This is a genomic window from Paenibacillus sp. J31P190, assembly GCF_059692075.1.
This window is the reverse complement of sequence record NZ_JCAUAS010000019.1, coordinates 115654-142196: the sequence shown is the minus strand read 5'-3', so window position 1 is coordinate 142196 and position 26543 is coordinate 115654. Positions and strand designations below refer to the sequence as shown.

Annotated in this window: 25 protein-coding genes; 3 read left to right on the top strand and 22 right to left on the bottom strand. The window is 47.0% G+C overall.

Annotated features, from left to right (window positions below; genetic code table 11):
• Positions 1–213 precede the first annotated feature (213 nt).
• Positions 214–957 (top strand): SDR family oxidoreductase, encoded by a 744-nt coding sequence (locus AC58U0_RS27225; protein WP_497381994.1) that lies wholly within the window; start codon positions 214–216, stop codon positions 955–957.
• Between the two features lie 57 nt (positions 958–1014).
• Here the strand turns inward: AC58U0_RS27225 and AC58U0_RS27220 are convergent, their stop codons facing one another.
• Genes AC58U0_RS27220 through nikR form a run of 4 tightly spaced genes read right to left on the bottom strand, consistent with a single transcriptional unit; the run spans position 1015 to position 3816 of the window.
• Positions 1015–1200 (bottom strand): hypothetical protein, encoded by a 186-nt coding sequence (locus AC58U0_RS27220; protein WP_497381993.1) that lies wholly within the window; start codon positions 1198–1200, stop codon positions 1015–1017.
• 40 nt (positions 1201–1240) lie between these two features.
• Positions 1241–2893, bottom strand: coding sequence for a copper resistance CopC/CopD family protein (locus AC58U0_RS27215; RefSeq protein ID WP_497381992.1), 1653 nt, complete (start codon positions 2891–2893; stop codon positions 1241–1243).
• An 11-nt stretch (positions 2894–2904) separates the two neighbouring features.
• A complete protein-coding gene (locus tag AC58U0_RS27210; protein WP_497381991.1) occupies positions 2905–3309 on the bottom strand; it encodes a DUF2203 domain-containing protein in 405 nt (134 codons plus the stop codon).
• Between the two features lie 51 nt (positions 3310–3360).
• Positions 3361–3816: a nickel-responsive transcriptional regulator NikR gene (gene nikR, locus AC58U0_RS27205; protein WP_497381990.1), complete on the bottom strand. Its 456-nt coding sequence runs from the start codon at positions 3814–3816 to the stop codon at positions 3361–3363.
• Between the two features lie 160 nt (positions 3817–3976).
• On the opposite strand from nikR, the gene AC58U0_RS27200 reads away from it, so the two are divergent.
• The gene (locus AC58U0_RS27200; RefSeq protein WP_497382015.1) at positions 3977–4858 is read left to right on the top strand and encodes a PhzF family phenazine biosynthesis protein; all 882 of its coding nucleotides are present in this window, start codon (positions 3977–3979) and stop codon (positions 4856–4858) included.
• A gap of 79 nt (positions 4859–4937) precedes the next feature.
• Here the strand turns inward: AC58U0_RS27200 and AC58U0_RS27195 are convergent, their stop codons facing one another.
• The 10 genes from AC58U0_RS27195 to AC58U0_RS27150 all read right to left on the bottom strand — a co-directional run bounded on the left by AC58U0_RS27195 (position 4938) and on the right by AC58U0_RS27150 (position 18175).
• The gene (locus AC58U0_RS27195; protein ID WP_497381989.1) at positions 4938–5276 is read right to left on the bottom strand and encodes a DoxX family protein; all 339 of its coding nucleotides are present in this window, start codon (positions 5274–5276) and stop codon (positions 4938–4940) included.
• 178 nt (positions 5277–5454) lie between these two features.
• Positions 5455–5910: a MarR family winged helix-turn-helix transcriptional regulator gene (locus AC58U0_RS27190; RefSeq protein ID WP_497381988.1), complete on the bottom strand. Its 456-nt coding sequence runs from the start codon at positions 5908–5910 to the stop codon at positions 5455–5457.
• Positions 5911–6065: 155 nt separating this feature from the next.
• Positions 6066–7694 (bottom strand): PAS domain-containing sensor histidine kinase, encoded by a 1629-nt coding sequence (locus tag AC58U0_RS27185; RefSeq protein ID WP_497381987.1) that lies wholly within the window; start codon positions 7692–7694, stop codon positions 6066–6068.
• Between the two features lie 339 nt (positions 7695–8033).
• The gene (locus tag AC58U0_RS27180) at positions 8034–9791 is read right to left on the bottom strand and encodes a response regulator (RefSeq protein ID WP_497381986.1); all 1758 of its coding nucleotides are present in this window, start codon (positions 9789–9791) and stop codon (positions 8034–8036) included.
• A gap of 57 nt (positions 9792–9848) precedes the next feature.
• Positions 9849–10223, bottom strand: a complete 375-nt coding sequence (locus AC58U0_RS27175; protein ID WP_497381985.1) for a response regulator — start codon at positions 10221–10223, stop codon at positions 9849–9851.
• A gap of 88 nt (positions 10224–10311) precedes the next feature.
• A complete protein-coding gene (locus AC58U0_RS27170) occupies positions 10312–10692 on the bottom strand; it encodes a gamma-glutamylcyclotransferase family protein (protein ID WP_497381984.1) in 381 nt (126 codons plus the stop codon).
• Positions 10693–10895: 203 nt separating this feature from the next.
• A complete protein-coding gene (locus tag AC58U0_RS27165; RefSeq protein ID WP_497381983.1) occupies positions 10896–11456 on the bottom strand; it encodes an SRPBCC family protein in 561 nt (186 codons plus the stop codon).
• Between the two features lie 38 nt (positions 11457–11494).
• Positions 11495–12466, bottom strand: a complete 972-nt coding sequence (locus AC58U0_RS27160) for an SDR family NAD(P)-dependent oxidoreductase (RefSeq protein WP_497381982.1) — start codon at positions 12464–12466, stop codon at positions 11495–11497.
• 264 nt (positions 12467–12730) lie between these two features.
• Positions 12731–13531, bottom strand: coding sequence for an S-layer homology domain-containing protein (locus tag AC58U0_RS27155; RefSeq protein WP_497381981.1), 801 nt, complete (start codon positions 13529–13531; stop codon positions 12731–12733).
• 12 nt (positions 13532–13543) lie between these two features.
• Positions 13544–18175 (bottom strand): beta strand repeat-containing protein, encoded by a 4632-nt coding sequence (locus AC58U0_RS27150; protein ID WP_497381980.1) that lies wholly within the window; start codon positions 18173–18175, stop codon positions 13544–13546.
• 440 nt (positions 18176–18615) lie between these two features.
• Here AC58U0_RS27150 and AC58U0_RS27145 point away from each other — a divergent pair, with 440 nt between their 5' ends.
• Positions 18616–18969 (top strand): hypothetical protein, encoded by a 354-nt coding sequence (locus AC58U0_RS27145; RefSeq protein WP_171690817.1) that lies wholly within the window; start codon positions 18616–18618, stop codon positions 18967–18969.
• 74 nt (positions 18970–19043) lie between these two features.
• Here the strand turns inward: AC58U0_RS27145 and AC58U0_RS27140 are convergent, their stop codons facing one another.
• The 8 genes from AC58U0_RS27140 to AC58U0_RS27105 form a co-directional block, all read right to left on the bottom strand.
• Positions 19044–19874, bottom strand: coding sequence for a sugar phosphate isomerase/epimerase family protein (locus AC58U0_RS27140; RefSeq protein WP_497381979.1), 831 nt, complete (start codon positions 19872–19874; stop codon positions 19044–19046).
• 45 nt (positions 19875–19919) lie between these two features.
• Positions 19920–20897, bottom strand: coding sequence for a Gfo/Idh/MocA family protein (locus AC58U0_RS27135; protein ID WP_497381978.1), 978 nt, complete (start codon positions 20895–20897; stop codon positions 19920–19922).
• Positions 20898–20999: 102 nt separating this feature from the next.
• On the bottom strand, positions 21000–21830 hold the full coding sequence (locus AC58U0_RS27130; protein WP_497381977.1) for an AraC family transcriptional regulator: 831 nt from the start codon (positions 21828–21830) through the stop codon (positions 21000–21002).
• A 151-nt stretch (positions 21831–21981) separates the two neighbouring features.
• On the bottom strand, positions 21982–22269 hold the full coding sequence (locus AC58U0_RS27125; protein WP_047681764.1) for a CD3324 family protein: 288 nt from the start codon (positions 22267–22269) through the stop codon (positions 21982–21984).
• A 561-nt stretch (positions 22270–22830) separates the two neighbouring features.
• Positions 22831–23628, bottom strand: coding sequence for a LamB/YcsF family protein (locus AC58U0_RS27120; RefSeq protein ID WP_497382014.1), 798 nt, complete (start codon positions 23626–23628; stop codon positions 22831–22833).
• 338 nt (positions 23629–23966) lie between these two features.
• The gene (locus AC58U0_RS27115; protein WP_497381976.1) at positions 23967–24953 is read right to left on the bottom strand and encodes a 5-oxoprolinase subunit C family protein; all 987 of its coding nucleotides are present in this window, start codon (positions 24951–24953) and stop codon (positions 23967–23969) included.
• A complete protein-coding gene (pxpB, locus tag AC58U0_RS27110; protein ID WP_497381975.1) occupies positions 24943–25731 on the bottom strand; it encodes a 5-oxoprolinase subunit PxpB in 789 nt (262 codons plus the stop codon). The genes AC58U0_RS27115 and pxpB overlap by 11 nt, the downstream gene beginning before the upstream one ends.
• A complete protein-coding gene (locus tag AC58U0_RS27105; protein WP_497382013.1) occupies positions 25728–26528 on the bottom strand; it encodes an alpha/beta hydrolase in 801 nt (266 codons plus the stop codon). Before AC58U0_RS27105 ends, pxpB begins: the two co-directional genes overlap by 4 nt.
• Between the last annotated feature and the right edge of the window lie 15 nt (positions 26529–26543).

Sequence of the window (26543 nt, the reverse complement as noted above, 5' to 3'; positions counted from 1 at the left end):
TATACATGTTTTGGATAGAGTCAGAAGGAAAGCTGCTATTTCTTACCTATCTTGATGGAAAACTATCAACCACTCCTATTTATGGGCAGTTTAATTTAATGACAAAAATACAATATTGTCACTTGATTTTTGTATTTTAACTGTTATAATCAAATCAATATCAACCAAATTTGAATCAACGAATCTAAGTAACCCCTATGAGGAGGAATTACCATGGAGAAGAAATTAGAAGGGAAAGTAGCGATAGTCACAGGAGCATCAAGAGGAATGGGACGTGAAATCGCAGAGGAGTTGGCTCGAAACGGAGCCAAGGTTGTTGTAAACTATGCAAGCAATCCAGCAAAAGCTGCAGAGGTCGTTCATGGGATTGAACAGAACGGTGGAATAGCCACAGCCATTCACGCTGATATCAGCCGCGTATCGGACATTGAACTGATGTTCCAGAAAACGATTGAAGCCTATAGTAAGGTCGATATTCTTGTTAATAACGCAGGCCTCATGATCACTAAGCCCATAGTGAATATCACAGAAGAAGATTTCGACAAGCAGTTTAACGTCAACGTCAAAGGTACCTTCTTTGCTTGCCAACAAGCGGCCAAATACTTAAGTGATAAAGGCCGAATCATTAACTTCTCAACCTCTGTCCTCGGTAGTATGTTCCCGACCTACAGCGTTTATGCCGGTACCAAAGGAGCTGTTGAACAGTTCACTCGCCAACTCGCGAAGGAATTTGGCCCGAAAGGCATTACGATTAACGCAGTAGCTCCCGGTCCAGTTAATACAGAACTTTTTACTGCTGGTAAAACGGAAGAGCAAATTGAAGGTATGCGCAAATTGAACGCTTTCGGGCGTATAGGTGAGCCAAACGATATATCAGGTGTTGTCTTATTTTTGGCAAGTGAAGAATCCCAATGGATAACAGGTCAAACGATCCGCGTCAATGGCGGGTTTATCTAAACGGGAGTCAACACAAAAAAGGGGCACAATGTGCCCCTCCTCCCACTCAAGCCATCGCTATTGGAGGGCTTCTTTAATACGTTTTAATGCCCCGATCAGATCATCAATCTCTGTTTCATTTAAACGAATGGTTACGTAATTAGGCGAGATTCCGCCATCGTTAATCTCTAGCAATGCCGTCTCATCCTTGTCATCAAATTTGACCGACAAATTTTCTTTATCGAGTACTTGAATCCATGCCATTATCGCCACCCACTTTCAACCATCATATATTCAAACCATGTTAATACACCATGAATTCTTTGTTGTACACCGTTTCATTATCATCCGCATCCATGACACGCATCTCTAGTTCCCAATTGCCTCGGAAAGGCAGATATGCGCCTTGCGCTTTGTAACTGAATTTCGCAAAGCCATAAGACTCTTCTTGTTTGTTATCCTCGTACATGGTTACTGGCACAGAAATAGGAGCCATTTCTTTATCGTCTAAATAATGAAGCAGCATGAGCACTTGCTTCGGTTTCCCAGCTTTTTCTGGAAGAAATACTTTTGCAACAAAGGTATTGGTTCCCTGGATTTTAGGCGTAATCTCAGCAGATACGTGCACCTTTTCACCCATCTGATGCCACTCTAGCGGCTCGTTGACAGGAATTGGCGCCATATATGTGATGAGCCCTACCAGCAGCACGATAATAACCATAAAGGTAAGATCAACCTTTATCCAGAGAACTGATTGTTTAACCTTTTGTTTGCGCAAATAGATCCGAATAATAAAACCTATGAGTACAACAAGTGCAACAGCACCAATTTTCACAAGCAGCAATATTCCCCACGATGTGTAAAGCAAATAACATAAGTTTGGCAGGAATAACAAGATAGATAAAGATCCGGATAAGGTAAGTACAAGGATGGAGATCAAAGCCATTCTCGAAAATTGTTTCATATAGGAACTGACATCATCACTTTTCTGACGCCATTTTGCATAGAGCAGCACTAAGCCCCCAACCCAACAGGCCGCGCCAACCAAGTGAATAAAATCCAGCCCGATTGTTGCCCATAAAGGAGTAAACGAAGCCGCGTGACCGCTAAAGCTTTTCACCCCTAGAAAACACAAAGGCCATAATAAATCAAGCCACTTTACCCTACCGACAAGTACAAATCCAAGGAAGGACAGCACTAGCATAAGCGCCCAGGAAATACCGATAGTCGTTGCACTAAATAGCTTCCATATCTCTTCCACCCCACCGCCACCAAGTAGAGCTTCGATGTGCGTGAAAATGAGCAGCAATAGAGCTACTAATTGTGCGCGCTGCAGATTGAGAGTCCAAGCTGATAGTACTTTTCGGGTATCGGCCCCTCCTGCTCCCAACAACCTTAACCAGATAACCCAACCAGTCAACGTCAACAACATCAAATACCACAGTCCGCGAGACGCATATTGCAGGATATCTTTCGTTGTTAACTGACCTGTTCCATGATTGTGCCCACCATTTGCGGAAGGTAGATCGAGAGCTTCTTCTTGCGGTGGATTGCCAATCGTTATCGGGTAACTCCCTGCAACAGGGTGTCCATCCGCCGAAATGACGTGATAGCTGATCAAATAAAAGCCCTCGGTTAATTTCGGCAGATCAAGAATTATTCCTGTCTGCTCTTTGTTCAAATAAGCTTTATTACTTGTAATTTCGTCACCGTTATGATCCAATACTTTGATATAAAAAAGTCCTGCATCTAGCTGTTCATTAAATGTAACGGCTACTTGGGGAGGCGAGCTTTCAAGCTTGGTGCCCGCTTCAGGTTGGGCCTGTACTAATGACGCATGAGCAGAGACTGTCTGAGGGACAACTACTGTGCTCAAGAGAATTAAAGCGAACATGCATACGAGCAATGAAGGTATGAACAACAAGCGTTTGGCCGTATAACGTAAAGATCTATGCATCATATATTCCTCTATTCCGAAATCGGTTTACGCCCAGCAAATCCATCCTGTTTGCCATGGTAATAACGAATTCTATCCTCTCCCTGTTTCCAACAAAGCAATACTTCTTGTCCTTCCATCAACGCGGGAAAATCGACAAGACCTGTATCTATATCCTTGAGCTCTACACCCGTAAGCTGAAAATTATGAATAAGCCCGCGCGCTTCGATTTGAAGGAATTCCAGCTCTGCTTCCATAACGAAAAACGGATCCTTCTCAGAGCCGGGTTTCTCAGCATGCTCATTTTTCTTTATACGGAGCTCTGTATATTTTTCCTCAAAATTGTGCTTCAATGCTTGCATTTTCTTCAATTCCTGATCAACAAACGGCAGCATTTCATTTGCCTCTTCTATACTGAACCATTTTTTAACTGACATATCGCACCTCCGTGCCCTAATTTTAACAAAAAAACATGACAACTACGAATTCTACAAATGAGAATGAGGAGGCTCATGCGAGTGCCCATGCTCGTCCACATGAGTAACAGACAGCTCCGCATAACCTACACCTTTGAGTACTTGTATTCGCTGTTGAAGCTCTCTAAGCTTCTGCACCTTACCGCGAACAACTAATATTTCCAAGCATTGCTGATGGTTTAAATGGATATGCATCGTAGAAATAATCGCATGGTGGTAATCATGTTGAAGCTCCATCAAGGTAATCGGCAAATCGCGAATATGATGGTCATACACCATTACGATCGTTCCGGCAACGGTTTCGTCGGGCTGCATGCTGCTAGACGTCAATAGCGCTTTGCGCGTAAGATCACGAATTGCTTCAGAGCGATTATCATAGCCCTGCAAGGCAATGAGCCGGTCATATTGCTCTATGAGAGATTGCGGCATGGAGATACCGAAGCGTACCAGATTTTCTTTGTCAGACATCCGCCCCACTCCTTTTCGTGTAACATTTCCTATACCCTTACTCTAGCAGAAAGCTGCTCTGCCGCAAACCTTACCCGGAGCGAATTCGCAAATTAAACACAATATGGTAAGGTGTATTCATCTATCAATTCATTCATAGGAGTGGGATCATGTCATGTCTATACAACCATTATCTTTTTCGATTGTTGATGTATTTGCCGAGCATAAATATGAAGGCAATCAGCTCGCCGTATTCCGTCATACTGCCCACCTATCCACTGAGGAAATGCTGGCCATTACTCGCGAGATGAACTTCTCCGAAACAACGTTTATCCTGTCGGAAGGGTCTGTTAATGGCGGATATGATGTGCGTATCTTCACCCCGAAAGAAGAGGTAGAGTTCGCTGGTCATCCGACTTTGGGAACAGCCTACATCATTCAAAAAGATATCATAGGACATCCTGTCCAGCAAATTGTGCTTAACTTAAAAATCGGTCAAATACCAGTCACTTTTGACGAGAAAAACCCCGGTATGGCTTGGATGCAGCAGAAGCCGCCTATATTTGGAGAAATTATCGATCTAGATACGATCGCAGCTGTTTTAGGAATTCCAGCTTCGTCCATTGATCCGCGGTATCCGATTCAAGAGGTTTCCACTGGGCTGCCAGCCCTTATTGTCCCTCTAAAAAGCTTGAAAGACGTACAGCGCTGTAAGGTGAATCTTGATCTATATTTCCAACTCATTGAGCCGCTTTCAGCTAAAATGATTTTAGTCTTTTGTCCAGAGACTTATCAGGCAGGCAACTCTTTAAATGCAAGGGTGTTCGGTGACTACTATGGTGCGCCCGAAGATCCGGCTACCGGTAGTGCCAATGGCGATTTGGCTGGATATTTGATCAAATATCGCTATTTCGGCAATGAGTCTATCGATATCAGCGTCGAGCAAGGCTTTGAAATCATGCGTCCTTCCATTCTGTATCATCGAGCATCTCAGAGGGAAGACCACATCTCTATTCAAATCGGCGGTAAAACGATATACACAGCAAAAGGCGAGTGGGTATAAGTAAAATAACAATTAAAATGCCGGGTCCTGTTGAACAGGACCCGGCATTTTATTAGTTCGAACGTTATAGCAACGCTTCTCATTTTATAAACAAGACAACCAGAGTAAGGATAATTAAAATAACGGGCATGCCTATTTTAGATACAGGATCCTTAATACGTAGATGCGTTATGACCGCTCCAACCATAATAACGGCTAATAGCCATCCGCCAATAGCAACAAGACTGTTGTTCCAAATTCCTGCAACCAGGAGTGCGGCACCGGCAATTTCGAGCAAGCCAGTGATGACTCTGAACCACTGAGGCATCCCGTAACGTGTAAATTCATCCACCATTTGCTTTGAACCGAGCTTCAAGGCTCCGAACATCAGAAACCCCAGTGCTAAAATGATTTGAATAATAATAGATACTGTATTCATCTAACTCTCCCCTTTTTTTACCTAATTACAGATAAACTATAATAAGATATCCTAATATTATTATAATATATACTAACATTAGGATATTTATTTGTCAATCATTTTCAACAAGGCATTTAAATAAAAAAAGCTATCCAGCAACGCCTGGATAACTTGAATTTGATTGATATTGTCTTATCTATTTCTTACTGAGTTCTTGTGCTCCAAACCCCAGTTTCTTTAATAAATCGATCATCTGAAGTTTTTCCTCGTTGCTTATAAAGGATAAATTCTCAGATATAACGCCTGCATGTTTCGGGAAAATCTCGTTAAATAAAGTATCACCCTTCTCAGTAATGGCGACAATGGAAGTTCTTCTATCCGTAGGACTCGATTGTCGTTTTACATAATCTTTCTGTTCAAGCTTATCTACCACATAGGTAATACTCCCGCTTGGAATACTAAATATTTCACTAATCCTTTGAATAGGGTGTGGTCCTTTGTTATAGAGAAGCTCTAGAATCATAAAATGGTCCGGACTGATTCCATGACTTTCGATATCTCGTTTGGTATTATCAGCAATAGCTTTGGAAGCTTTGCTCCAGATTCGGAATAATCTTAAATCAAGCTGGCTTTGTTCGTCTCCCTGGTACATGATCGTTCCTCCTTTGGTGTGAATCATTTCCAATTCTTCTTAACTTCCAATCGTAATAACACTATGCTAACTTTAGGCTAATTTGTTTGTCAAGTCATCGACTTTTTTCAGAAAAAAATAAACTCCTCTTCAGGAGTTCATAAGCGCAAGCATCTCTATTTGGGATCTAAAGGTAAAATAAGATCAACCGTTGTTCCTATATCGATCTGACTCTTTATATGAAGACTCCCGTGATGGGCTTCAATGATTTTTTGGCTTACCATTAATCCTAATCCGGTCCCTTTTTCTTTTGTTGTATAAAAAGGTTCTCCTAGCATCGCTATTCGTTCTTCAGAAATTCCACACCCCTGATCAATGAACCGAATAACGAGTTTATTGTCGTCTACTTTCATAATAATTTCGATCATACCGCCTTCTGTCATCGCTTCGATCGCATTTTTAAGAATATTAATAACGACCTGTTTGATTTGATTTTCTTCACAATTGATTAACGGAATGTCCGAATCAAACGTCGTATGGATTTGCACATCGCTAAGAATGGCTTGTGTGTCAAGCAACGAGATCACATCATGAAGAATTTTACGAACATCCTTCATCTCAAAACACACGGCCTGCGGCTTAGCAATAACCAAAAACTCGCTCACGATATAATTAATTCGGTCTAATTCAGTCAACATGATTTGAAAATACTCATCATAATTATCCGTTTTGGTTTGTAATAATTGAACAAATCCTCTAAGTGAAGTTAATGGATTTCGAATCTCGTGAGCAACTCCGGCGGCTAGCTGCCCCACCACTAAGAGCTTTTCTGATTTAATCAGAAGCTCATCTGTCCTTTTACGTTCGGTGATATCTTTTGCAATGCCATAAACACCATCGATCTTATCATTTATAATAATAGGAACCGTCTTTAAATTTAATTCGACAGAGTAGCCACGTTTATTAGTAATGGTCACTTCGATGTTGTTTGACTCACCTTTTGCCGACGCTTCAAACACATTTGATGCCCTAAGGTGATCTTCGCCTACCATCAAATGACAAAAGGATTGTTGCAGCAGCTCTTCCTGCTGATAGCCCGTAATCCTTTCCGTAGCTGTATTCATATTAAGTATTCTTCCATTTAGATCTAATTCAAATATAGCATCGGGGTTATTTTCAACAAGGGACTTATAACTCTGCTCTCTCTCTTCCAGCATACGCCTTGCTCGTTTACGCTCAGTGATATCCTTACATATAAGCTGTACGGCCGGTTTACCTAAGTAGGTAATAGGTACCGCTCTGACCTCCACATCAATAACTAGACGATCGACACGAAGAAATTTTTGCTCAATGGGAGCTGTCGGAACTCTCTCCTCTTCGATCAACCGAATTCGTTCCTTCGCAATGTCTATATAATCGGGATGAACCAAATTCATTATGGGAAAACCAATAAGTTCCTCTGGGCTAGCTGCCCCAAATATTTCGGCACCGGCAGGATTGATATAGACTATTTTCCCTTTACTGTGAACAACTAACGGTTCTGGTGAGTGTTCTACAAGTATTCGGTAACGTTCATCGCTTTCTGTAAGGGCTTTCTTCAAACGTGATACCCACCAGTATAGAACCAATGCCGTAAGTAATACATAAAAAAGACCCTTAGTTGAATGAATAGTGATTGCCCCTGATAAGTTAAGAATGTCCATAACTCTATCGGACAAGATAATCCATAGACTTCCTACAAGCATGTAGACCAAAGAGATTTTAAAAGGAGTTCTGAGATTTAGTGCCTTTGACCAATTATGCATATCATTCTTCCTTAACCTTCCTTTTTCACTCTAACTAAACACACAGGATAATGAACTGACCGTTTTTATACACAGACGAGTTTGATTATAACATTTATTATTCAAAATGATTATCGGTTTTTTATTCCATCGCATAAGTCCTCTAGTAAACAAAAAAAGGAGCCGCCGATTAGCAACTCCTCTACTTCATGATAAATCTTCTATTCATATAAAAGGCAGTGAGTTTATTCAGCAGCCGCGGCCCTTGGCAGAAGACCTACGGGAGCTGCCGCTCTCGGTTTATCTTCCAACACTCGTTTATATTTGGCAGAAGCAGCCTTGAGTTTTATATGCAATTTATCACACTAAGTTCATTAACTGTCTCACGCGAACTTCCAACTCAACGAGCGAGAAAGGCTTCGTCATATAGTCGTCAGCTCCCATTTGAAAGCCTTTAGCTAGATCATCTTCCTTCTTCTTGCCTGAAAGCATAAGTACCTTCATGTCCCGAACGGTTAGACGCGGATCCTTCTTTATTTGCGACAACAATGAGAACCCATCCAGCTTCGGCATCATACCATCGAGAATACAAGCATCATAGGTATTGTCGAGCAGCAAGCCGAGTGCGATTTCACCATCGGAAGCATGAGTAATAGTAATAGGTAAATGCTCTAAATGTGAGGTGAGAATCGCTCGTAAAATCGGATCATCATCCACGATGAGCAGATTTTTCTTGTCAATGTGAGAACTGGCAGCCAACTTACGAAGCTCTTTTTCTTCCTCCTCAACCAAAGCGCTAACAATCCTATCCCTGCCTTGTTGCTTAGCTTGATACATCGCATCGTCAGCCTTAGCCACCCATTCCGCAACCGTCATCCCCTCATGCCACTCTGCAACGCCTGCAGAGAAGGTGACAGAGAAGGTTTGGCCCTCATACTGTGCAACAGCATTTAAACGCACTTTATTAAGTATAGACTGCATGGTTGCAATTGCTTGTTCCACCGTTGTATTCGGAAGAGCAATAACGAACTCTTCGCCGCCAAAACGTGCAAGCAGGTCTGTCGAACGCAAGTTCACTTGAAGCAAATGAGCTAAGCCTTGGAGCACCAAGTCTCCTACGTGATGCCCATAAGTATCATTGATCCGTTTAAAGCAATCAATATCTATAAAAACAAGTGAGATTGGTGCCGGATAACGCTCAATACGCTGCAATTCCATACCAATCTGAAGATCAAAATAGCGCCGGTTGAACACCCCGGTAAGCGGATCACGGAAGGCTAGCTGCTCGAAATTTTTGGTCCTCTTGAGCAGTCCATAGATTCTTGCGGCCAATTCCTCATACTGAAATGGCTTCGTCACATAATCATCGGCTCCCAAGTGAAAACAGCGGACTTTATCATTCAAATCGTTACGACCCGACAATACAATAAGCGGTAACCATTTCAATGTCGGATCCTCTTTGAGAAATTCAAAAAGCTCATAGCCAGACTGAGGATGCATCATAAGATCCAGCGTCACTAAATCATACGTATGTTCACGTAATAATTTCATCGCGCTCTCCACATCGGCTGCCTCATCAACAATACAATCATCGAGTTGAAGACGACGGGTCAAATAAGTACGCAGCACCTCGTCATCATCCACAAGCAGCAATCGACTCTTCATGGATCCAAGCAAAGAACCGCCTCCAGGATCCTGCTGTTCATCCATCTGGATTTCCGTCATACCAATATCATATTCCATATTCATTTCACGAAGTGAAATGATACTGCGTTCTGCACTTTCAATAATCGGGTTGATCGCCAAGAGCAGTTCTTCTCCGTCATTATCCATGGATTGCGTCCATTCCCAGGCTCGAACCATATCCTCAGCCAGCTTACCGATCCGGACATAACCAAAAATAGGCGCACTGCCTTTAAGTGTATGTACAATGCGATAAAACTGTTTTAAATCATCGGCTGCAGCCGCCATCTGGATCGTATCAAGCAGCGAGTTAAGCTGTTTAAGCTGCTTTTCAAATTCACGAATAAACAGCTTTCTTCCTTGTCTAAGAATTCTTGCATCTCTATCCGATTCTGACTTGGAGTCCTTCAACCCCTCTAGGTTCGTATAACTCATGACAGCCAATCACCCTTTTTTATATATAAAATAATCTCAATCTCTATATAGTTCGAATTAACGTTGTAATAATTGTCCGACCGTATCTATTAATTGAAGAGGGCTGAATGGTTTAACAATATAGGTGGTTACGCCTGCTGCTTTGGCTTTTTCTTTGTCCTTATCCAAGGCTTTAGCCGTCAACAAAATTACCGGTATATCCCGATTGGCATTATCGCTATGCCGCAGCCAATCACAGACTTCAACACCCGTCCGCTCCGGCATCATATAATCAAGTATGATCAGATCGTAGGTTTCTTTTTGCAATTGCTCCATCGCTTGTTGACCATCTTCAACTTCCGAGATGGCATAACCTTCATCAGAAAGAGTTTCAGTAAGCAGAAAACGTAGCGCGATTTCGTCATCTGCAAGTAATATTTTAAAAATAGACATTGCGTTCTCCTCAGCCTAAATAGATTAACTTAATTATAGCATCATGCATTCTAGCAGGATAGAAATTTGTCGAAATAAACCGAACTTTTCACTTGTTTTTTTGGGCTGAATAGGCTCTCCATGAGGAGCTGTTAATCTCTTTGAGCCCGCTAATGGTTTCCCAGATATAAACCCAGCCTTCACGCAAGCCATTTACATCGCTGACCCACACTCTTTCATACTCATTAGAGGCACCGGGACCGTTGTACCCCTCCAGAATATCCATTGCTTGCAGCCCTTCCTCTGTTACTTCGAACCACTCGCCAATCACTTTATGATCCCCTTCCGTAAGAGTAAGAGCTGGATATGGGCCTACATCATATAGACGACCAAATATCGTACCCGGTTGTATGGAGATTAAAAAAGGTGCAGCAACATGATGATTACTCTCTCCCGCAAGCAATGTTCCGTAAACGAATACGGAAATCATAATGACTCCTCCTACCTAATCGATGAATTCAGATGTTTCAATTTAATTCCATTAATTCGCTGAGACATTAAAGCATCCCTTCTATCAAGCGCACAAAAGACATACTGCATGACAGTATGTCTCATTAAGATTAGGTTTTTTGCCCCAAGGCCAAGTAAGCACATCCTATGTTTCGTATAAACGGACCATCAGAATGCGGCTTCTTACTGTACGGAAGTCCCCGCCTCGGCAGTCATCTTGAGGTCGGTAAGCCAGGCTTCGAGCGAGGACGTGAGTGCCGCGCGCATGCCATCGGGGTCGGCTGCAACTGGCGGACCGTCCCAGGACTCCGTGGTGTGCACGACAACTCCTTTGAGGGTGGGAGTGATGGTCCAGACGTGGACGCCTTCGATGCCTTGTGCTGGCCCGCCCCAAACGATGCGCCGCATGGGATCGACCTCGCGGATGGTGGAGACGATGGATAGCCCATGCGTCTCCCACTGAAAGGTACTTCCCACCGTGATTGGACCGGATAACCGTGCCTGTGAGACATTTTTCTGCCAAGTTGGCCACTGGTCGATGCCAGTCTGTATCCGCCATACGGTCTCTTGTGGAGCGTTAATTTCGATGGAAAGGTCGACGATGACCTGGGCGTTTCGGTCGACATCGATGGTGGCCCGTTGGGAATCATCAAAGGGACTCTCAAAAATGATCCCACCAATCAGAATAATTATCAGTAAAAGAAAGCTCATCGTGAATGTTTTTAAATTAAACGATCTAAACATCCTATTTCATCTCCTCAGTGTAATTGATTGATCACTTATTAGTGTGCGAAAGATGCCTTACTCTCCTGCAAGGCCAAAACAGTCGAAGTAATCCCCTGCTGGAATGGCGTCGCGGTGATCGGTCCTATCAACCGTTTGTATTTTTCTCCGCTTAGAGTCAGCGGCTCTTCGGTTAAATAAAGCATCTCGACGACTTCTTTCATCACGGGCACACTCATACCTATCAATGATAAACCTAATTTTTTCAGCGGAATCACCGGTTTGACTTGGCCGCTTGCCGTTTGTGCAATCCGTACGATCTCTCGCCCCGATATAAGCCCAGCGCCCGGTATATTCCAGTTCTGTCCATATGCGAGGTCTTTGCCTGCCAGCTCAGCAACCATCACAGCTGCATCCGGTAAATAAACGAATTCGCGGGGAACATGCATGTTGCCGACGAAAAAAGCCATTTTGCCAGCAGCTATCGCTTCCAGGGTCGAACCTAAATACGAGGCTTCATTAGCTGTAGGGCCATAATAATCGGGCAAACGAACAATCATTACTTTCGCCTTAGTCCATCGATTACTGAACAACATCCGTTCGTAGTCCAGGCGTACTTTTCCTTTTATCGTATGAGGCTCCTTTGGATGTTCTTCCGTGACAAGATCCATCTGTTTTTTCCCGTAAGGATAGATCCCATCAATCGCTACTACTTTAATTGCAAGTCGTTCTGCCGCCTCCATCACGGATTCGCCTAGCGGAATCAGTTTGTTTACCATCTCGTTATAAGGTACGTTCGCACAATGGAACAATACGTCAGCACCGCCTGCTTGGGCTACAATGTCGTCAGGATTCATTGCATCTCCAAAGGCGAGCGTCAAATGCTTAGGATTTCCAAGTTTTTCAGCAAACTGTTCCAATTTCTGGCGTGAACGTCCAAAAGCAATGGTACATACCCCCCGTTTGATAAGTTCTTCTGTGATTGCTGCTCCTGTCCCGCCTGTTGCTCCAATTACAATCGCTTTTTCCATTTTCGTCAGCCTCATTTCGTATTTTTAATTTGTGATTGATTAATTACTAACTTGAACTTATCTTATCACGTTGTTATTGATTGGTCAATTACTAAAATTCAAAAATTGAAAAATACAATAAGAACATTTGATTTATAGCAAAAAAAAGGGACTATCCTCCGGCAATCATTACGCCTGCGGATAGTCCCTATTCCGTGCGTTTATCTGAAATTTTTGCTGCCGATCAGTTTGGCGCTCTGCGGCAGCAGCCCCGTATCAGAACCATTAAGGTTTCGCTTGTAAAGCTCTGAGAATGACCGTGACCGCTTCGGCGCGGGTCGTGTTCACTTTCGGTTTCACTGTGCCGTCTCCATAACCGTTGATCAAGCCCTTGGCTGCCGCCGTTGCAAGAGCCGTACGCGCCCAGTCGGATATATCTGCGCTGTCCGGGAAGCTGACGCTCTTGTCTGTCGCAGCCAGCTTGGCGGCGCGAACGACGATCGCCGCCATTTGCTCGCGGGTAATGAGATCGTCCGGCCCGAAACTGTTGTCACTATACCCGGCAACAATGCCTGTCGCTGCGGCAGTCGCAATTGAGCTCTTCGCCCAGTGGTATTCCGTATCGGCAAAAGTTTTGCCGTCTTGCGCCCTAACTTGGAATGCTTTGACGATGACAGTCACGAATTCCGCTCGTGTAATGTTCGCATTCGGCTTAAACGTGTTGTTCGCATAGCCGTTAATCGCGCCGAGCTTCACCAGTTCCCGCACGTTCGCTTCGGACCAATGTCCTTTGATATCGGCAAAGTCCGCTTCGTTCGTTTGCGGCTGCGCGATCTTCGCTTTATCCGATGCCAGAACGGCGAATTTCGTAAAATGGCTCACCGATCCGAATGCTGTCCCGTTCGCTTCGTCGACTTTCAGGCTGTCGAGTGGCACCCATTTATGGGTTTTTTCGTTCAGCCAATATACGCCTGCCGTCGACTTCGCAAAGTCCACCTTCGTCTTGTCGAAAGGTAGTGTAATAACGACCGGCTTGCTAAAGTCGCCAACCTTGTCTTTCTTAATCTCGTAAACCTCGCTGACCAATTGCAAAGCGTTCTATTCGGGCAGGATCGAGGTATCGTTCACTTTATCTACCGTAACTTGAATGTTGCTAGCCATCGCTCCGGCCGGAACTTCGATGGTAGCTCCGTTCAACGTTACCGTTCCGCCGCTGGCGGCCGCAATCGTTGCGGAGTTAGTTGCACCGATGCCGCCACCGCTGGTTACGGTTGTCCTCATAGTCGTATAGATGACAAATTGGGTAAAGTGTTTCGTCCAAACCACTAGGTCATTGCCCACTGTTATTTTGGCTTCTCTTCCTGCGTCAATTTCGCTGTCTGCCACTGATTGGGTATCTGCGGATACCATCTCCGTATCCGCGATTTCGGTAAATACGCCATTTCGTACAAAACCAACCCGTTTGCCCTTTTGGCCCGGGAAGAGCAAACGCACCGCCTTATCGAACGTTAACGATACATCCGTCGATCCGACTTCAATGACGGTGCTCACATTGCCGCTAGGGACCGTTACAATGCTGTTGCTTTGCACTTGCGGCAGCTTGATCGTGCCATCCCAATTGGCGGGAGCTGTAATTTTCGTTCCGTCAGGAATCTTTACAATAACATTGCCCAGAGTGGTAGCCGCATGTACTTCCACTAACGGGAGCGTCGCTTCTTTGTTTGATCCTGCCGTTGTCGTTGCGACCGCAATCTCGGCATTCGTTACACTCGCAGGGACGATAATGGATACAGGTTTAGTCGTCACCTGAATCGGTGCAGTAGAACTGGCCGTTATCGCTTCGGCTCTAGTCACGATCACGGTGTAGATCTGTATGGTCTTTCCGTCTTGAGCCGTCACTGCTACGTAGATCGGATTGTTACCCACGTTCAGGCTGATCGCCCCCGACGCTTGACCGCTCGTCATTGCCGTTCCGTTCACCTTCACTGTCGCGTTGCTATCCGATATTGTAGGCGTCACTGTCAACAACGTTACACCATTCGCCACACTCGCTGTGTAGGAAAATGTCCTCGTATCAAATGATGGACTCAACGTAAGTCCTGATGCTGCTATGCTGCTCAGATTCGCATTACTGGATGCGCTCGGTGCTGTGGCTTGCGGTGTTGCGATGACTTCGTTCGAGTAGCCGCTGTTTCCTTTTACGTTGCTCGCCTCTACCGCGAAATAATAGGTCGTGCCGTTCGTCAGGCTCGTTGCCGTGTAGCTGTAGGTCGCGCCGCTCACCGTCGCTATGGGGGTTAAGTCATAGGAACCGGAAGCTGTTCCCTTATAGACACTATAGATAACTGTTTCAGATAAACCATTCCAAGTTAACGCAACTTGCCCATTCCCAGCTATTGCTGTAAGCCCCGTAGGTGCTGAAGGTGCTGAAGAATTTGCCGCGTTGACTGACAACTTGGCTAGGCTGCTTGTTACCGTGGCCGTTTGGCTGCCCGTTGCGCCGCTGTTCGTGTTCGTCACCACGACGTAGTAATATGTCGTTCCCGTCGCTAACGTCGGCGCTGAGTACGATGCGTTCGTTGCTCCGATAATCGCTGTGCCGCCACTATAGCTGCTAGTCGTGTTGTTGTACCACTGGTAGCTCAGCGTTCCGCTGTCGCTAACCGTCGCTGTTACGCTCAAACTCGGACTGCAGGCGCCTTCGTTCACCGTTGCGCCCGTCGGTTGCATGCCAATGCTCGGTGTGGCCGCGTTCGTCAGCGCGTTCACTATTACAGCCACCACGCTGCTCGCCGCCGTCGCCGTTTGGCTGCCCGTCGCGCTGCTGTTCGTATTCGTCATGACGACGTAGTAGTACGTCGTTCCCGTCGCTAACGTCGGCGCTGCATACGATGCGCTCGTTGCCCCGCTGATCGCTGCACCGCCGCTATTGCTGCTGCTCGCGTTGCTGTACCACTGGTAGCTCAACGTTCCACTGTCGCTCACCGTCGCTGCTACGCTCAAGCTCGGACTGCTGGCTCCTTCGTTCACCGTTGCTCCCGTCGGTTGCGTGCCGATGCTCGGAGTCGCCGCGTTCATCAGCGCGTTCACCGTTACAGCCACCGCACTACTCGTCGCCGTCGCCGTTTGGCTGCCCGTCGCGCTGCTGTTCGTGTTCGTAACGACGACGTAGTAGTACGTCGTTCCCGCCGCTAACGTCGGCGCTGCATACGATGTGCTCGTAGCGCCGTTGATCGCTGTGCCGCCGCTATTGCTGCTGCTCGTGTTGCTGTACCACTGGTAGCTCAGCGTTCCGCTATCGCCCACCGTCGCTGCTACACTCAAGGTCGGATTGCTGGCGCCTTCGTTCACCGTTGCGCCCGTCGGCTGCGTGCCGACGCTCGGCGTTGCCGCATTGATCAATGCGTTCACTGTTACAGCCACCGCGCTGCTCGTTGCCATCGCCGTTTGGCTGCCCGTCACGCTGCTGTTCGTATTCGTCACGACGACATAGTAGTACGTCGTTCCCGTCGCTAACGTCGGCGCTGCGTACGATGCACTCGTTGCGCCGCTGATTGAGGTGCCGCCGTTATTGCTGCTGGTCGTGCTGCTGTACCACTGGTAGCTCAGCGTTCCGCTATCGCTCACCGTCGCTGCTACACTCAAGGTCGGATTGCTGGCGCCTTCGTTCGCCGTTGCGCCCGTCGGCTGCATGCCGATGCTCGGCGTTGCCGCGTTCGTCAGCGCGTTCACCGTTACCGACACCGCACTACTCGTCGCCGTCGCCGTTTGGCTGCCCGTCGCGCTGCTGTTCGTGTTCGACACCACGACATAGTAGTATGTCGTTCCCGCTGTTGCCGTCGGCGCTGCATACGATGTGCTCGTTGCGCCGCTGATCGCGTTACCGCCGCTATTGCTGCTGCTCGTGTTGCTGTACCACTGGTAGCTCAACGTTCCACTGTCGCTCACCGTCGCTGCTACGCTCAAGCTCGGACTGCTGGCTCCTTCGTTCACCGTTGCTCCCGTCGGTTGCGTGCCGATGCTCGGAGTCGCCGCGTTCATCAGCGCGTTCACCGTTACCGACACCGCACTACTCGTCGCCGTCGCCGTTTGGCTGCCCGTCGCGCTGCTGTTCGTGTTCGACACCACGACGTAGTAGTACATCTTTCCCGCTGTTGCCGTCGGCGCTGCATACGATGTGCTCGTTGCGCCGCTAATTGCGGTGCCGCCAGTCGTGCTATTCGCCGCGTTGCTGTACCACTGGTAACTCAGCGTTCCGCTGTCACTCACCGTCGCCGCTACGCTCAGAAGCGCGCTGTCGCCTTCGTTCAGCGTTGCGCCCGTCGGCTGCGTGCCGATGTTCGGCGTTGCCGCATTCGTCGCCGTCCACTTAGCGTACAGTGTCACGTCGGTTGAACCTATGGTGATCGGGACACCTGCCACGTAATCCGTTCCAGTTCCGTCTGCCTTCGTGTTCCAACCCGCGAACGTGTAACCCGTCTTCACTAGGCCTCCCGTGTTGTCCTGAACCATGGCCGTCTTTCCAGACTGATAGATGGTGCTGTCCGTCGGCGCGCTTCCGGACGCAGCGAAGTTGCCGTCATACGTCACCGTGCATGTCATTGTAAGCTTCTTGACGGGTACTTTATAGTTGTTACCCACATCCGAATACACAACATAGGGCGTGCCACTACTGTCGATGGCTATACTTGTAGACTCGGCGCGATCTGCCGAAAAACCGACGAAGCCTACATTTACCCACGCGCTTCCGTTATATTTCATGACGGTTGCTTTACCACTGTTACCCCAATCCTGATACACAACATAGGGTGTGCTGCTGCTGTCGAGGACTATACTAATTTGGTTTGCAGGACCTGCCGAAAAACCGGCTGAGCCTACATTCACCCACGAGCTTCCGTTATATTTCATGACGGTTGCTTTTTCGCTGTTCATATAATCCTTAAACACAACATAGAGTGTGCCGCTGCTGTCGATGGCTATCCTTGTAAAATTTGCATTACCTGCCGAAACACCGGCGGAGCCTACATTCACCCACGCGCTTCCGTTATATTTCTTGACGGTTGCTTTATAGCTATTACCAGCGTCCCAATACACAACATAGGGCGTGCCGCTGTTGTCGATGGCCATACTTGTATTACTTGCAACACCTGCCGAAAAACCGGCGGAGCCTACATTCACCCACGAGCTTCCGTCATATTTCATGACGGTTGCTTTATTGCTATTACCCCCATCACTATACACAACATAGGGCGTGCCGCTGCTGTCGATGGCTATACTAGTATAATTTGCAACACCTGCCGAAAAACCGGCGGAGCCTACATTTACCCACGAGCTTCCGTTATATTTCTTGACGGTTACTTTATTGCTGTAACCCCCATCCGCAAACGCAACATAGGGCGTGTCGCTGCTATCGATGGCTATACTTATATTAATTGAACCACCAAAACCGAGGGAGCCTACATTCACCCACGCGCTTCCGTTATATTTCTTGACGGCTGGATTACCCCCATAACTAAACGCAACATAGGGCGTGCCTCTGCTGTCGATGGTTATCATTGTATTACCTCCACTAGTTTGCGTTACACCAGCAGAGCCTACATCGACCCATTGTTCAGCCGCCGCTTGGGCAACCATTGGCGCGCCCATATTGGGTACGCCTGACAAAAAAATCAGCGTTCCCAGCAGGAAACTTAATAAGTTATGATTAGTCTGCTTTACTTTTCGATTCATTTTCCTCTCACTCCCCATCTATAATAAATCAATAGTAAAATTCTGGTATCCAACACTACCGAGAGCCGTAAAAAATCCCCCTTTGCAACGATATCCACGTCCTACCGTATTCCACGATTTTCGTCGCGTAAAACTTAACTTTAGTAAACTTCAAATCATCCCTTTATAAGTGTACTAAAGCCAAATAAAAGAATAATGAAAGATTCGGCCATAAATAAATAAAAACCCCGTAGCATCAAGCCTTCGCGGTTTTTGTCAACTGATTTAATTATTTATTTTCTGTCGGCGAACCCTCTCACCAACATATCGTATTAGGTGCGAACTCCTTTTTTCTTTCGTGTCTTGTCATACGCTGATTCTAACAAGAGGCAAAGTTAGCCGTGACAATCTATGATTCATAACATAAAGTATTCCATCTGAAGATGGAGGTGTATGAATCATTGGCAATGATAAAATATTCAACCGGTCCCTTAAATAACCTTGCTTTCCGCAACAAGATTGTTTCGAAAAATATTATTATTAATGCCGCTCATCGTGGTCGGAACGATCAGGGAAAAGTTCACGTCAAAGTATTTGCCTTAAATGGAAGACGGCGATTGATTGCCTCTCTCTCCTTTGTAGTCGGTCCGTTGTCTTCTGCGATTAAAATCATTGATGTTTCCAAGACGAAGGCGTACGAGGTGCAATTTTCGTCGAGCGATAGGGATATACTGTTTGCTGTATTCGGAATCAGCCCTAAAAACAAATATGTTGCAGCACATCGCGTCGTTCATTCGGAGCTGACACGTATATAAGAATGAGAAGACCCCGACACTTGATGTGCCGGGGTCTTCTCATGAAGCAGGGAGCTATTCTTCTGACTTTCCTATTATCGCGCAGCTCCGCCAAGAATAATATCCAAGTGCCGAGAAGTGTCATACACCGTCTGCAGCGGAGTTTCTGCATAAAGTCCTACTTCAGCCGTTATGGTATCGGTATATCCGATGTCCTCTAGCGCTGTGCGGACCGCCGTCCAATTGACATCTCCTGCGAGCAGCGGGACAAAGCCGTTGCCATTGCCTACGCTTGGCCGGTAATCCTTCACATGTACTTTGAATATACGTGAACCAAGAATTTTGATCCACTGCTGCGGATAACCGTTATGCAAAATATTGCCTACATCAAAATAAACCCCGACATATGAAGATTGAAGATCATCGACATAAGCACGCATTTCAAGCGGCGAGAGCAAAAATTTGTTCCACACGTTTTCGATGCCAATGCGAACGCGCCGTCTTTCTGCTTCTTTCACCAGCAAAGCTAGTTCCGCACGGCTGCGGTCGTAGCATTCATCGTACGAAGTCTCTTCGTTGACAGCTCCAGGCACGACAAGCACCGTATCGATACCTAGCAGCTCCGCTAGCTCCAGCTGTTTCTCGACAACGCGACGCCCCTGCTCACGTACAGACGCGTCTGCCGAAGATAGCGGAGTGTGCCACAGTAGAGAGGTAGACAAGCTTCGCAGCTGTATACCGTACTCTTTGGCCATAAGGCCAATCTCCTCTGCCTCCTTCACAGTCGTCTCCATGGTCAAACCTACGCCGCCTAGCGGATTGACATTCAGCTCAACCGCATCATAACCAGCCTCACGGCTAACCGAGAATAACTGCTGAAGCGGCAGCCCTTCAGGGAAACACCATTGATTTACTCCTTTTAACATGCCTTAACCTCCTTCGTGTATTTCAATATAGTAACATTCGTACGTTTATGCCGAAGTGATCGTTATCGTTTGCTTCGCAACAGCCGAATCATTCGCTGCCAGTGTAACCTCAAGTGTCGCTGCCGCTTCGCTATAATCACCAAGTACTAGCTCCTGCCGTCCTGTTTTCACAGCTGCGACAAACGCCCGATTCTGCTCGAGGTAGAAATCCATCTCCGACGTCAAAGTCACGTCTTGCGTGTCATCTACAATCCGAACCGTCATACCGCTTATTGACACGTAGAAGTCATGCCCGAAAAACTCCACATCCCCACGTCCAATTTTACGGGACAAGACCGTATTGCTGATCGTGCCTAGCGCCCCGCTTCGGAGGCCGAAAGATACGATACCCACATCATACACCGTTGCCTCTGGATAATTTCGATGGATGTGTCGCTGCTCGTAGTTCGCTTGGACGTAGTCAAACTCACCTGCCAAATAACGAATTAAGTCCACTTGATGTGTCGATTGCTCTACAAGTTGACCGCCCGAAAGATTCATAAGCCTCCACCAACCTACTTCTGGCATGCCGCCAATTCGGTACGCGAGCACCATATCTACTTGCTTATCAGCCAAATACTGCTTTGCCTTCTGTACAGTGTCTAGATAGCGCAAGCAATAGCCTGAAGAATGAATGATGCCTGACTCACGAATGATCTGTTCTTTACGACGCACTTCTTCCATATGTAAACCGGTCGGTTTCTCCGATAACAGATGTATGCCCCGTGCTGCAGCCGCTTCTTCAATCCCTTCCCTAGCAAAAGGCGGTGTGCATATATAAAGCGCATCGATTAATCCCGCATCCAACATTTCTTCCAAAGTTTCGTACTTTTTTGCGCCGAATGCTTCAGCTATCTCCCTCGCCCGATCTGCGTTCATATCGCATACGGCCGTAATCACTGCGTCATCGATTTGCTGCAATGTTTTCATATGATACTCTGCCATGCCGCCTACACCGATAAATCCAATTCTTACTTTTTCCATCCGTTGTTGCCTCCCTATGTGTTTACGTTTACTTTATTAGCATATCGAATCAGAAAGCGCTTGTATTTAGGGAAACCGAACCGCAATTTACGCAAAACGCAACTAGTCCAGCACCGAACCGTGCTGCAACCTTTGACTTTTCCGCCAAACGGTAGGCGGGAGACCTTCTTGCTCCTTAAACCACTGTGAAAAGGAATGCAGCCTAAAAAAGCCAACTTGCTCGGCGATTTCACGTATGTCCTTATCTGTTGAGCTAAGCAGCCATTTTGCCTCCTGCAAACGGCACTGCTGCTGATATTGCTTTGGGCTAACGCCATACATTTGTTCAAATACACGGCGAAACGCAGGCTCCGTAAAACCGGCCATCTCTGCCAAATCAGAAATATGAACAGATTCCTGCACATTTTCACGAATGTAGTCAGCCGCCTTGGTCACCGTCATCCCCTGCAAATCCTGCTGTGAGTGTTCAAGTAAAAAAAGCAGCAGCACTTCCATCCATGCCGAATAATTAGCTTGCTTTTCCTTTAGGAACGACGCTTTCATCCGAAGCCACTCCCGGAATAATCGCTCGAATCGCTCTTTATCCAGTCGGGATAAAGCAAGGAATAACGGCGATCTATCAGCGCCGCCCCCGTCTCCAGTAAATCCGCTGCCTCCGAGCTTCGCTACCAGCTCCATCGTACGCGCCGTTACGCCTTGCAGCAAAATAACCCCAAATCTCACATTCGTCACCGCTTCGAACCTGTGTGACAAGTCTGACGGGATAATGACGATATGCCCTGCTTCCATCCAGCTTCGCCTCGACCATTCGAACAAGCACCGTCCTTCTAACACGATACTGACTTCAACGGCCGAATGACGGTGAAATCCATCATCATAAAAATCGGCATCATGTGTGCCAATAAAACTGCGGATATCCAGCTCATCTTGCATTTGTCTAGTACCACCTCCAAAGCGATCGGACGCTCACTACGTTTTCTTTCCTTTTAATTTCAAGAAGGTAAAGGCATTTCCTTCAATTTGACGGCAATATGTACGAAGCAGGCTCAACGAAAAAAAAGCAGCACCTCTAGGGATGCTGCTTCTATGCTTGATTGGTTGTTAATTCGCGTGTTTTCACGATGATTTTGCGGATGCTGTCTTCCGATAAATGAAAGACTTTGATAAGTTCCATCACCGTGGAACCCGTTTGGTACAACCGGAAAATTTCTCGATTTCTACGTTCAATGATAATACGTGTTCCGTTATTTTCTCCCCATCCAGCGCGCTTCTGCTCTTTCTTAGGGATATATACAATTTCACCTTGGATATATTCTTGTAATTGTTTTAATAGGTTAGGGGGAAGAACGTCTTTCCCGTTCTTGTAACTCATGGATGAAAACCTCCTCAAATTGTCGAGCAAAGTTAAACTTTGTCTGATTTGCAGAGAGTATCTTCATCGCCCCATAACCTCCTACCATTCTCAAAAAATGGAATAAAAAAAACACGATCATAATCGTGCCTGTCGGTTGTATATGCAATTATACACTTCAGGTGAACGGTTATTCCACGAATGATATTCAGTTAGGAGACGAGTACCTCTGCGGCGGCCGCAACATTCATCGCTACTGTCATTGTGTTCATTAAAAAGCACTCCTTTCACCAGATAGTTTAATTTTTGAATTTGGGTTGGAGAGCAAAGTCTCTCCTAATTTATGGTGTTCACTATGTGTTCACATTCTCATTATATGTAAAAAGCATCTCGCTGTCTACTCATTCAGGAAAAATATGCGGGGGCCTAGCGACCCCCGTTTGGAACGATGGACTCTGCTTACGCAGAGACCACCTCTGCTTTTGTTGTAATCACTTTGATCACTCCTTTCCGAAGTAATTAGCCGGCCGGCTACCTTTATATTTACTCATATTTCCAGCTTGTTCTCAAGTGAAAGAATGGTTATAAAGATTCTTTCCTAAGTGCCAGTGATTGGGGTGGCTGATCGAGCGCCATCACCGCGATGCCGCTGCTGTTCAGCAGCGCGCGGATGTCGCGCGCGAACTCCACGGCGTGCGTACCATCGCCATGAATGCAGATCGTGTCCGCGCGCATACTCAGGTCCTCTCCCTCCCGGGAGAGGACCTTCCCTTCGCGGACGAGCCTTACGACCTGCGCCGCAGCGTCGGCGGCGCTGGGCAGCAGCGCCCCCGGCTGATCGCGGGGCGTCAGCGTGCCGTCCCGCTGGTAGCTGCGGTCCGCGAAGGCTTCGCTCGCGGTCTGCAGCCCCGCGGCGGCACCCGCCCGCAGCAGCTCGCTGCCGGGCGGGCCGAACAGCGTCAGCTCCGCGCTGACGCTGGCGGTCGCAGCCGCAATGGCCGCGGCGAGATCATGGCGCTTCGCAGCCATGTGATAGAGCGCGCCATGCGGCTTGACGTGCTGCAGGCGTCCGCCTTCGGCGTGGACGAACGCCTGCAGCGCCCCGAGCTGATACAACGTCAGCTCGTAAGCCTCCGCCGGCGTGATCGCGATCTCGCGCCGGCCGAAGCCCTGTAGATCGGGAAGGCCCGGATGGGCCCCGATCGCAACGCCCTTGCGCAAGCACAGCTGCACAGTGCTGCGCATGGTTGCGGGATCGCCTGCGTGGAATCCGCAGGCGATGTTTGCAGAACTGACGAAGTCAAGCAGCTCCTCATCCCGACCAAGGCGATAAGTGCCGAAGCCTTCGCCCATATCACAATTCAAGTCAATACGCAGAATTATCACTCCAATTCTTCAGTTCTTTGCTTCTTCTTTTAGTTCCACAGTTCTCCAGCACTTAAACTCTTCAGTTCTTCAGTTCTTCAGTTCTTCAGTTCTTCAATTCTTCAGTTCCTCAGTTCCTCAGTTCCTCAGTTCCTTAGTCCTTCAGTTCTTCAGTTCCTCAGCCTTCATTTCTTCATTTCTTCATTTCTTCATTTCTTCTTTTCTTCTTTTCTTCAGTTCTTCATTTCTTCACTTCTTCTTTTCTTCAGTTCTTGAGTCTCTCAGTTCCTCTGTCCATCAGCCCATCAGTTCACTCAGTTCCTCAGCCTTCAGTTCCTCAGCCCTTCAGCCCCTCAGTCCTCAATTCCCCCACGATCCCGCACCCAAGCTCGAACCCCAGCCTCAAGCAGCCGCAAATCCATCGCCTGCAGCAAGAGCTGCTCCTGAGCTTCCCGATGGCTGACCTCCCTGAAGCGAAGCTTTCCGCCTGGTTTCACCTGAGCTACTAAGGGAAGATCGGCCGTGATGACATGCGCGATGCGCGGGTAGCCTCCGGTTGTTTGGCAGTCCGCCATCAGCAAGATGGGCTGGCCACTTGGGGGTACTTGAATCGTCCCTTGGACGACTGCTTCTGAGATCATCTCACTCGGTACGCCATTAGATAGTTCTAGCTTCTTCCCTTCCAAACGATAACCCATTCGATCCGATTGCGCGGTAACGATATAGCTTTGAGCCAAAAAACTCCGTCTGCTTGCATCTGTGAAATGGGTGGCTTCCCTACCTTGTATCACTCTTATAACAGGATTCTCTTCATAGTCCGGACGAATAAAGGAACTCACAGCCCCTGGAAGGTGAAGATAATCACCTACTACGACTTTTCTTACTGGCAACTCATCTCCCGCTTGTAGTGCTCTTCCTTGGTGACCGCCTATACCCGCACGTAAATAGGTGCTTCTGCTGTCCATTACAGGTTTCACTGCGAAACCACCATACACGGCTAAGTAGGCTCTGCAGCCCTTAACTGCATAATGAACATTTAGCTGCTCTCCTTTACGGATCTGAAATGATCGCCACAATGGAACCGGAATACCGTCAACATCGGCTTCCATATCAGCACCGCATAGAGATATCAGCATATCCTTCTGCGCTACCATGCTCGGTCCAAGCAGTGTCATTTCTAGAGCAGCTGCGCCCCAATCATTCCCAACGAGTATGTTGGCTGCTCGATGCGCAAAGAGGTCCATGGGGCCTGATGTAATGACGCCATATTTCCGCTGTCCATAACGTCCCTCATCCTGCAAGGTTGATAATAACCCTGGCTTGATGACCTCAAAGCCCATTTCGCATGTTCCTCTCCTTTTCATATTGGAACTGCTCTGTCGTAATGGATACAAATCTTACTTGATCTCCTACCTTCAGTAGTGATGGCGGATCGGATTCTGGACGAAATAATGCCAGTGGAGTACGACCAATCAAATTCCAGCCGCCCGGCGTTTCAAAAGGGTAAATGCCTGTTTGGGCGCCGCCAATGCCTACAGAACCAACAGGTATACTCGTCCGAGGTATCGATTTCCTCGGTGTAGCTAGCTGGTTATCCAAGCCTCCTAAATAAGGAAATCCAGGTGCAAAACCAATCATATATACTGGATAGATCTGTGAGGTATGAAGGTGCACAATCTCTTCCTTGCTGACATGATGATAGGCTGCGACATCCTCAAGATCCGGACCATAATCCTCACCGTAACAAACAGGGATTTCAATAGTTCTCCCAGTCTCGTTACTATGAACCTCATTTGTATGTTCAAAGTTATCCAAGAGATGTTGAATATGTAATAAGACAATGTCATAGGGGAGTAACGTACTCGTCCAGCTGGCACGCCCATTTTTTCGGGTGGTTGCCTTTTCTGAATAGTGATTGTGAACTTGGAAGCTATCATAATAAATCGTGATTGTTGTATACGCTGTTACTATTTCGATAAAACCTTCAAAACGATTATTCTCTAAGTAAGCTGTTAACTGACGCACTCGATTTAGAATGGATAAATCAATGTCTGCACCAAGCCAAATCACAATAGCCGTATCTCCAAGCATATGGCATTCGTAAGTGAGTTTGGTCATGCAAAATGTTGCTTTTTGAGCCAATTCGCACAGAGTTCAGGCCAAATGTACGCTTCCTGATGATCATCAGCTATTCCAATACCATGACGCCCGCTCTCAAAAACGTGCAGATCAAAAGGCACTTTATGACGGCTAAGCGCCCCTGCAAATAGCAAACTGTTCTCGACAGGAACGGCTGCATCATCTGCTGTATGCCAGAGAAAAGTAGGTGGCGTATGCGCTGTTACTTGTTGATCATTAGATAGCAGCGAGACTAACTCCTCATCCGGTGTTTTTCCCAGTAAATTGAGCTTTGAACCTTCATGTCCATACTCTCCGGAGAATGTAATAACGGGGTAACACAGCACCATCACATCGGGACGACTGCTTTGTCTATCGATCGGATCAACGGACTCCTGATCCCCTGCATCGTAATGAGTACCGGCTGTAGAAGCTAGATGTCCACCTGCCGAGAAGCCGAGAATACCAATGCGGTTCGGATCAATTTGCCATTCTTCCGCATGATGTCTTACTGTTCGAATTGCCCGCTGTGCATCTTGGAGCGGAACCGGATGTTCGTAGGGAGCTACGCGATAATTCAAAACAAAAGCTGAAATCCCAAGTCCATTTAACCATTTGGCAATGGGCTCTCCCTCATGATCAGCACGCCTACCGTAGCCTCCTCCGGGACATACTATAACTGCAGAGCTCAGCCCTTCCTTAGACACAGGGTATAAAGTCAAACTCGGACATCCTTGGTTATATTCACCTATGCTATCCTTGGATGCTCCGGGCCATAATTCAATCGTTTTTATCATACTCAATGTGAAACC

What these genes read in the sequence shown, in the direction of transcription:
- AC58U0_RS27160 (WP_497381982.1), bottom strand. Translation starts at nt 12,466, where the DNA reads ATGGAAAAAGCGATTGTAATTGGAGCAACAGGCGGGACAGGAGCAGCA.
- AC58U0_RS27135 (WP_497381978.1), bottom strand. Translation starts at nt 20,897, where the DNA reads ATGGAAAAAGTAAGAATTGGATTTATCGGTGTAGGCGGCATGGCAGAG.
- AC58U0_RS27175 (WP_497381985.1), bottom strand. Translation starts at nt 10,223, where the DNA reads ATGTCTATTTTTAAAATATTACTTGCAGATGACGAAATCGCGCTACGT.
- AC58U0_RS27195 (WP_497381989.1), bottom strand. Translation starts at nt 5,276, where the DNA reads ATGAATACAGTATCTATTATTATTCAAATCATTTTAGCACTGGGGTTT.
- AC58U0_RS27130 (WP_497381977.1), bottom strand. Translation starts at nt 21,830, where the DNA reads ATGCAAGATGAGCTGGATATCCGCAGTTTTATTGGCACACATGATGCC.
- AC58U0_RS27165 (WP_497381983.1), bottom strand. Translation starts at nt 11,456, where the DNA reads ATGTTTAGATCGTTTAATTTAAAAACATTCACGATGAGCTTTCTTTTA.
- AC58U0_RS27220 (WP_497381993.1), bottom strand. Translation starts at nt 1,200, where the DNA reads ATGGCATGGATTCAAGTACTCGATAAAGAAAATTTGTCGGTCAAATTT.
- AC58U0_RS27140 (WP_497381979.1), bottom strand. Translation starts at nt 19,874, where the DNA reads ATGTTAAAAGGAGTAAATCAATGGTGTTTCCCTGAAGGGCTGCCGCTT.
- AC58U0_RS27210 (WP_497381991.1), bottom strand. Translation starts at nt 3,309, where the DNA reads ATGTCAGTTAAAAAATGGTTCAGTATAGAAGAGGCAAATGAAATGCTG.
- AC58U0_RS27180 (WP_497381986.1), bottom strand. Translation starts at nt 9,791, where the DNA reads ATGAGTTATACGAACCTAGAGGGGTTGAAGGACTCCAAGTCAGAATCG.
- AC58U0_RS27225 (WP_497381994.1), top strand. Translation starts at nt 214, where the DNA reads ATGGAGAAGAAATTAGAAGGGAAAGTAGCGATAGTCACAGGAGCATCA.
- AC58U0_RS27125 (WP_047681764.1), bottom strand. Translation starts at nt 22,269, where the DNA reads ATGAGTTACAAGAACGGGAAAGACGTTCTTCCCCCTAACCTATTAAAA.
- AC58U0_RS27150 (WP_497381980.1), bottom strand. Translation starts at nt 18,175, where the DNA reads ATGAATCGAAAAGTAAAGCAGACTAATCATAACTTATTAAGTTTCCTG.
- AC58U0_RS27105 (WP_497382013.1), bottom strand. Translation starts at nt 26,528, where the DNA reads ATGATAAAAACGATTGAATTATGGCCCGGAGCATCCAAGGATAGCATA.
- AC58U0_RS27190 (WP_497381988.1), bottom strand. Translation starts at nt 5,910, where the DNA reads ATGTACCAGGGAGACGAACAAAGCCAGCTTGATTTAAGATTATTCCGA.
- nikR (WP_497381990.1), bottom strand. Translation starts at nt 3,816, where the DNA reads ATGTCTGACAAAGAAAATCTGGTACGCTTCGGTATCTCCATGCCGCAA.
- pxpB (WP_497381975.1), bottom strand. Translation starts at nt 25,731, where the DNA reads ATGACCAAACTCACTTACGAATGCCATATGCTTGGAGATACGGCTATT.
- AC58U0_RS27115 (WP_497381976.1), bottom strand. Translation starts at nt 24,953, where the DNA reads ATGGGCTTTGAGGTCATCAAGCCAGGGTTATTATCAACCTTGCAGGAT.
- AC58U0_RS27185 (WP_497381987.1), bottom strand. Translation starts at nt 7,694, where the DNA reads ATGCATAATTGGTCAAAGGCACTAAATCTCAGAACTCCTTTTAAAATC.
- AC58U0_RS27215 (WP_497381992.1), bottom strand. Translation starts at nt 2,893, where the DNA reads ATGCATAGATCTTTACGTTATACGGCCAAACGCTTGTTGTTCATACCT.
- AC58U0_RS27170 (WP_497381984.1), bottom strand. Translation starts at nt 10,692, where the DNA reads ATGATTTCCGTATTCGTTTACGGAACATTGCTTGCGGGAGAGAGTAAT.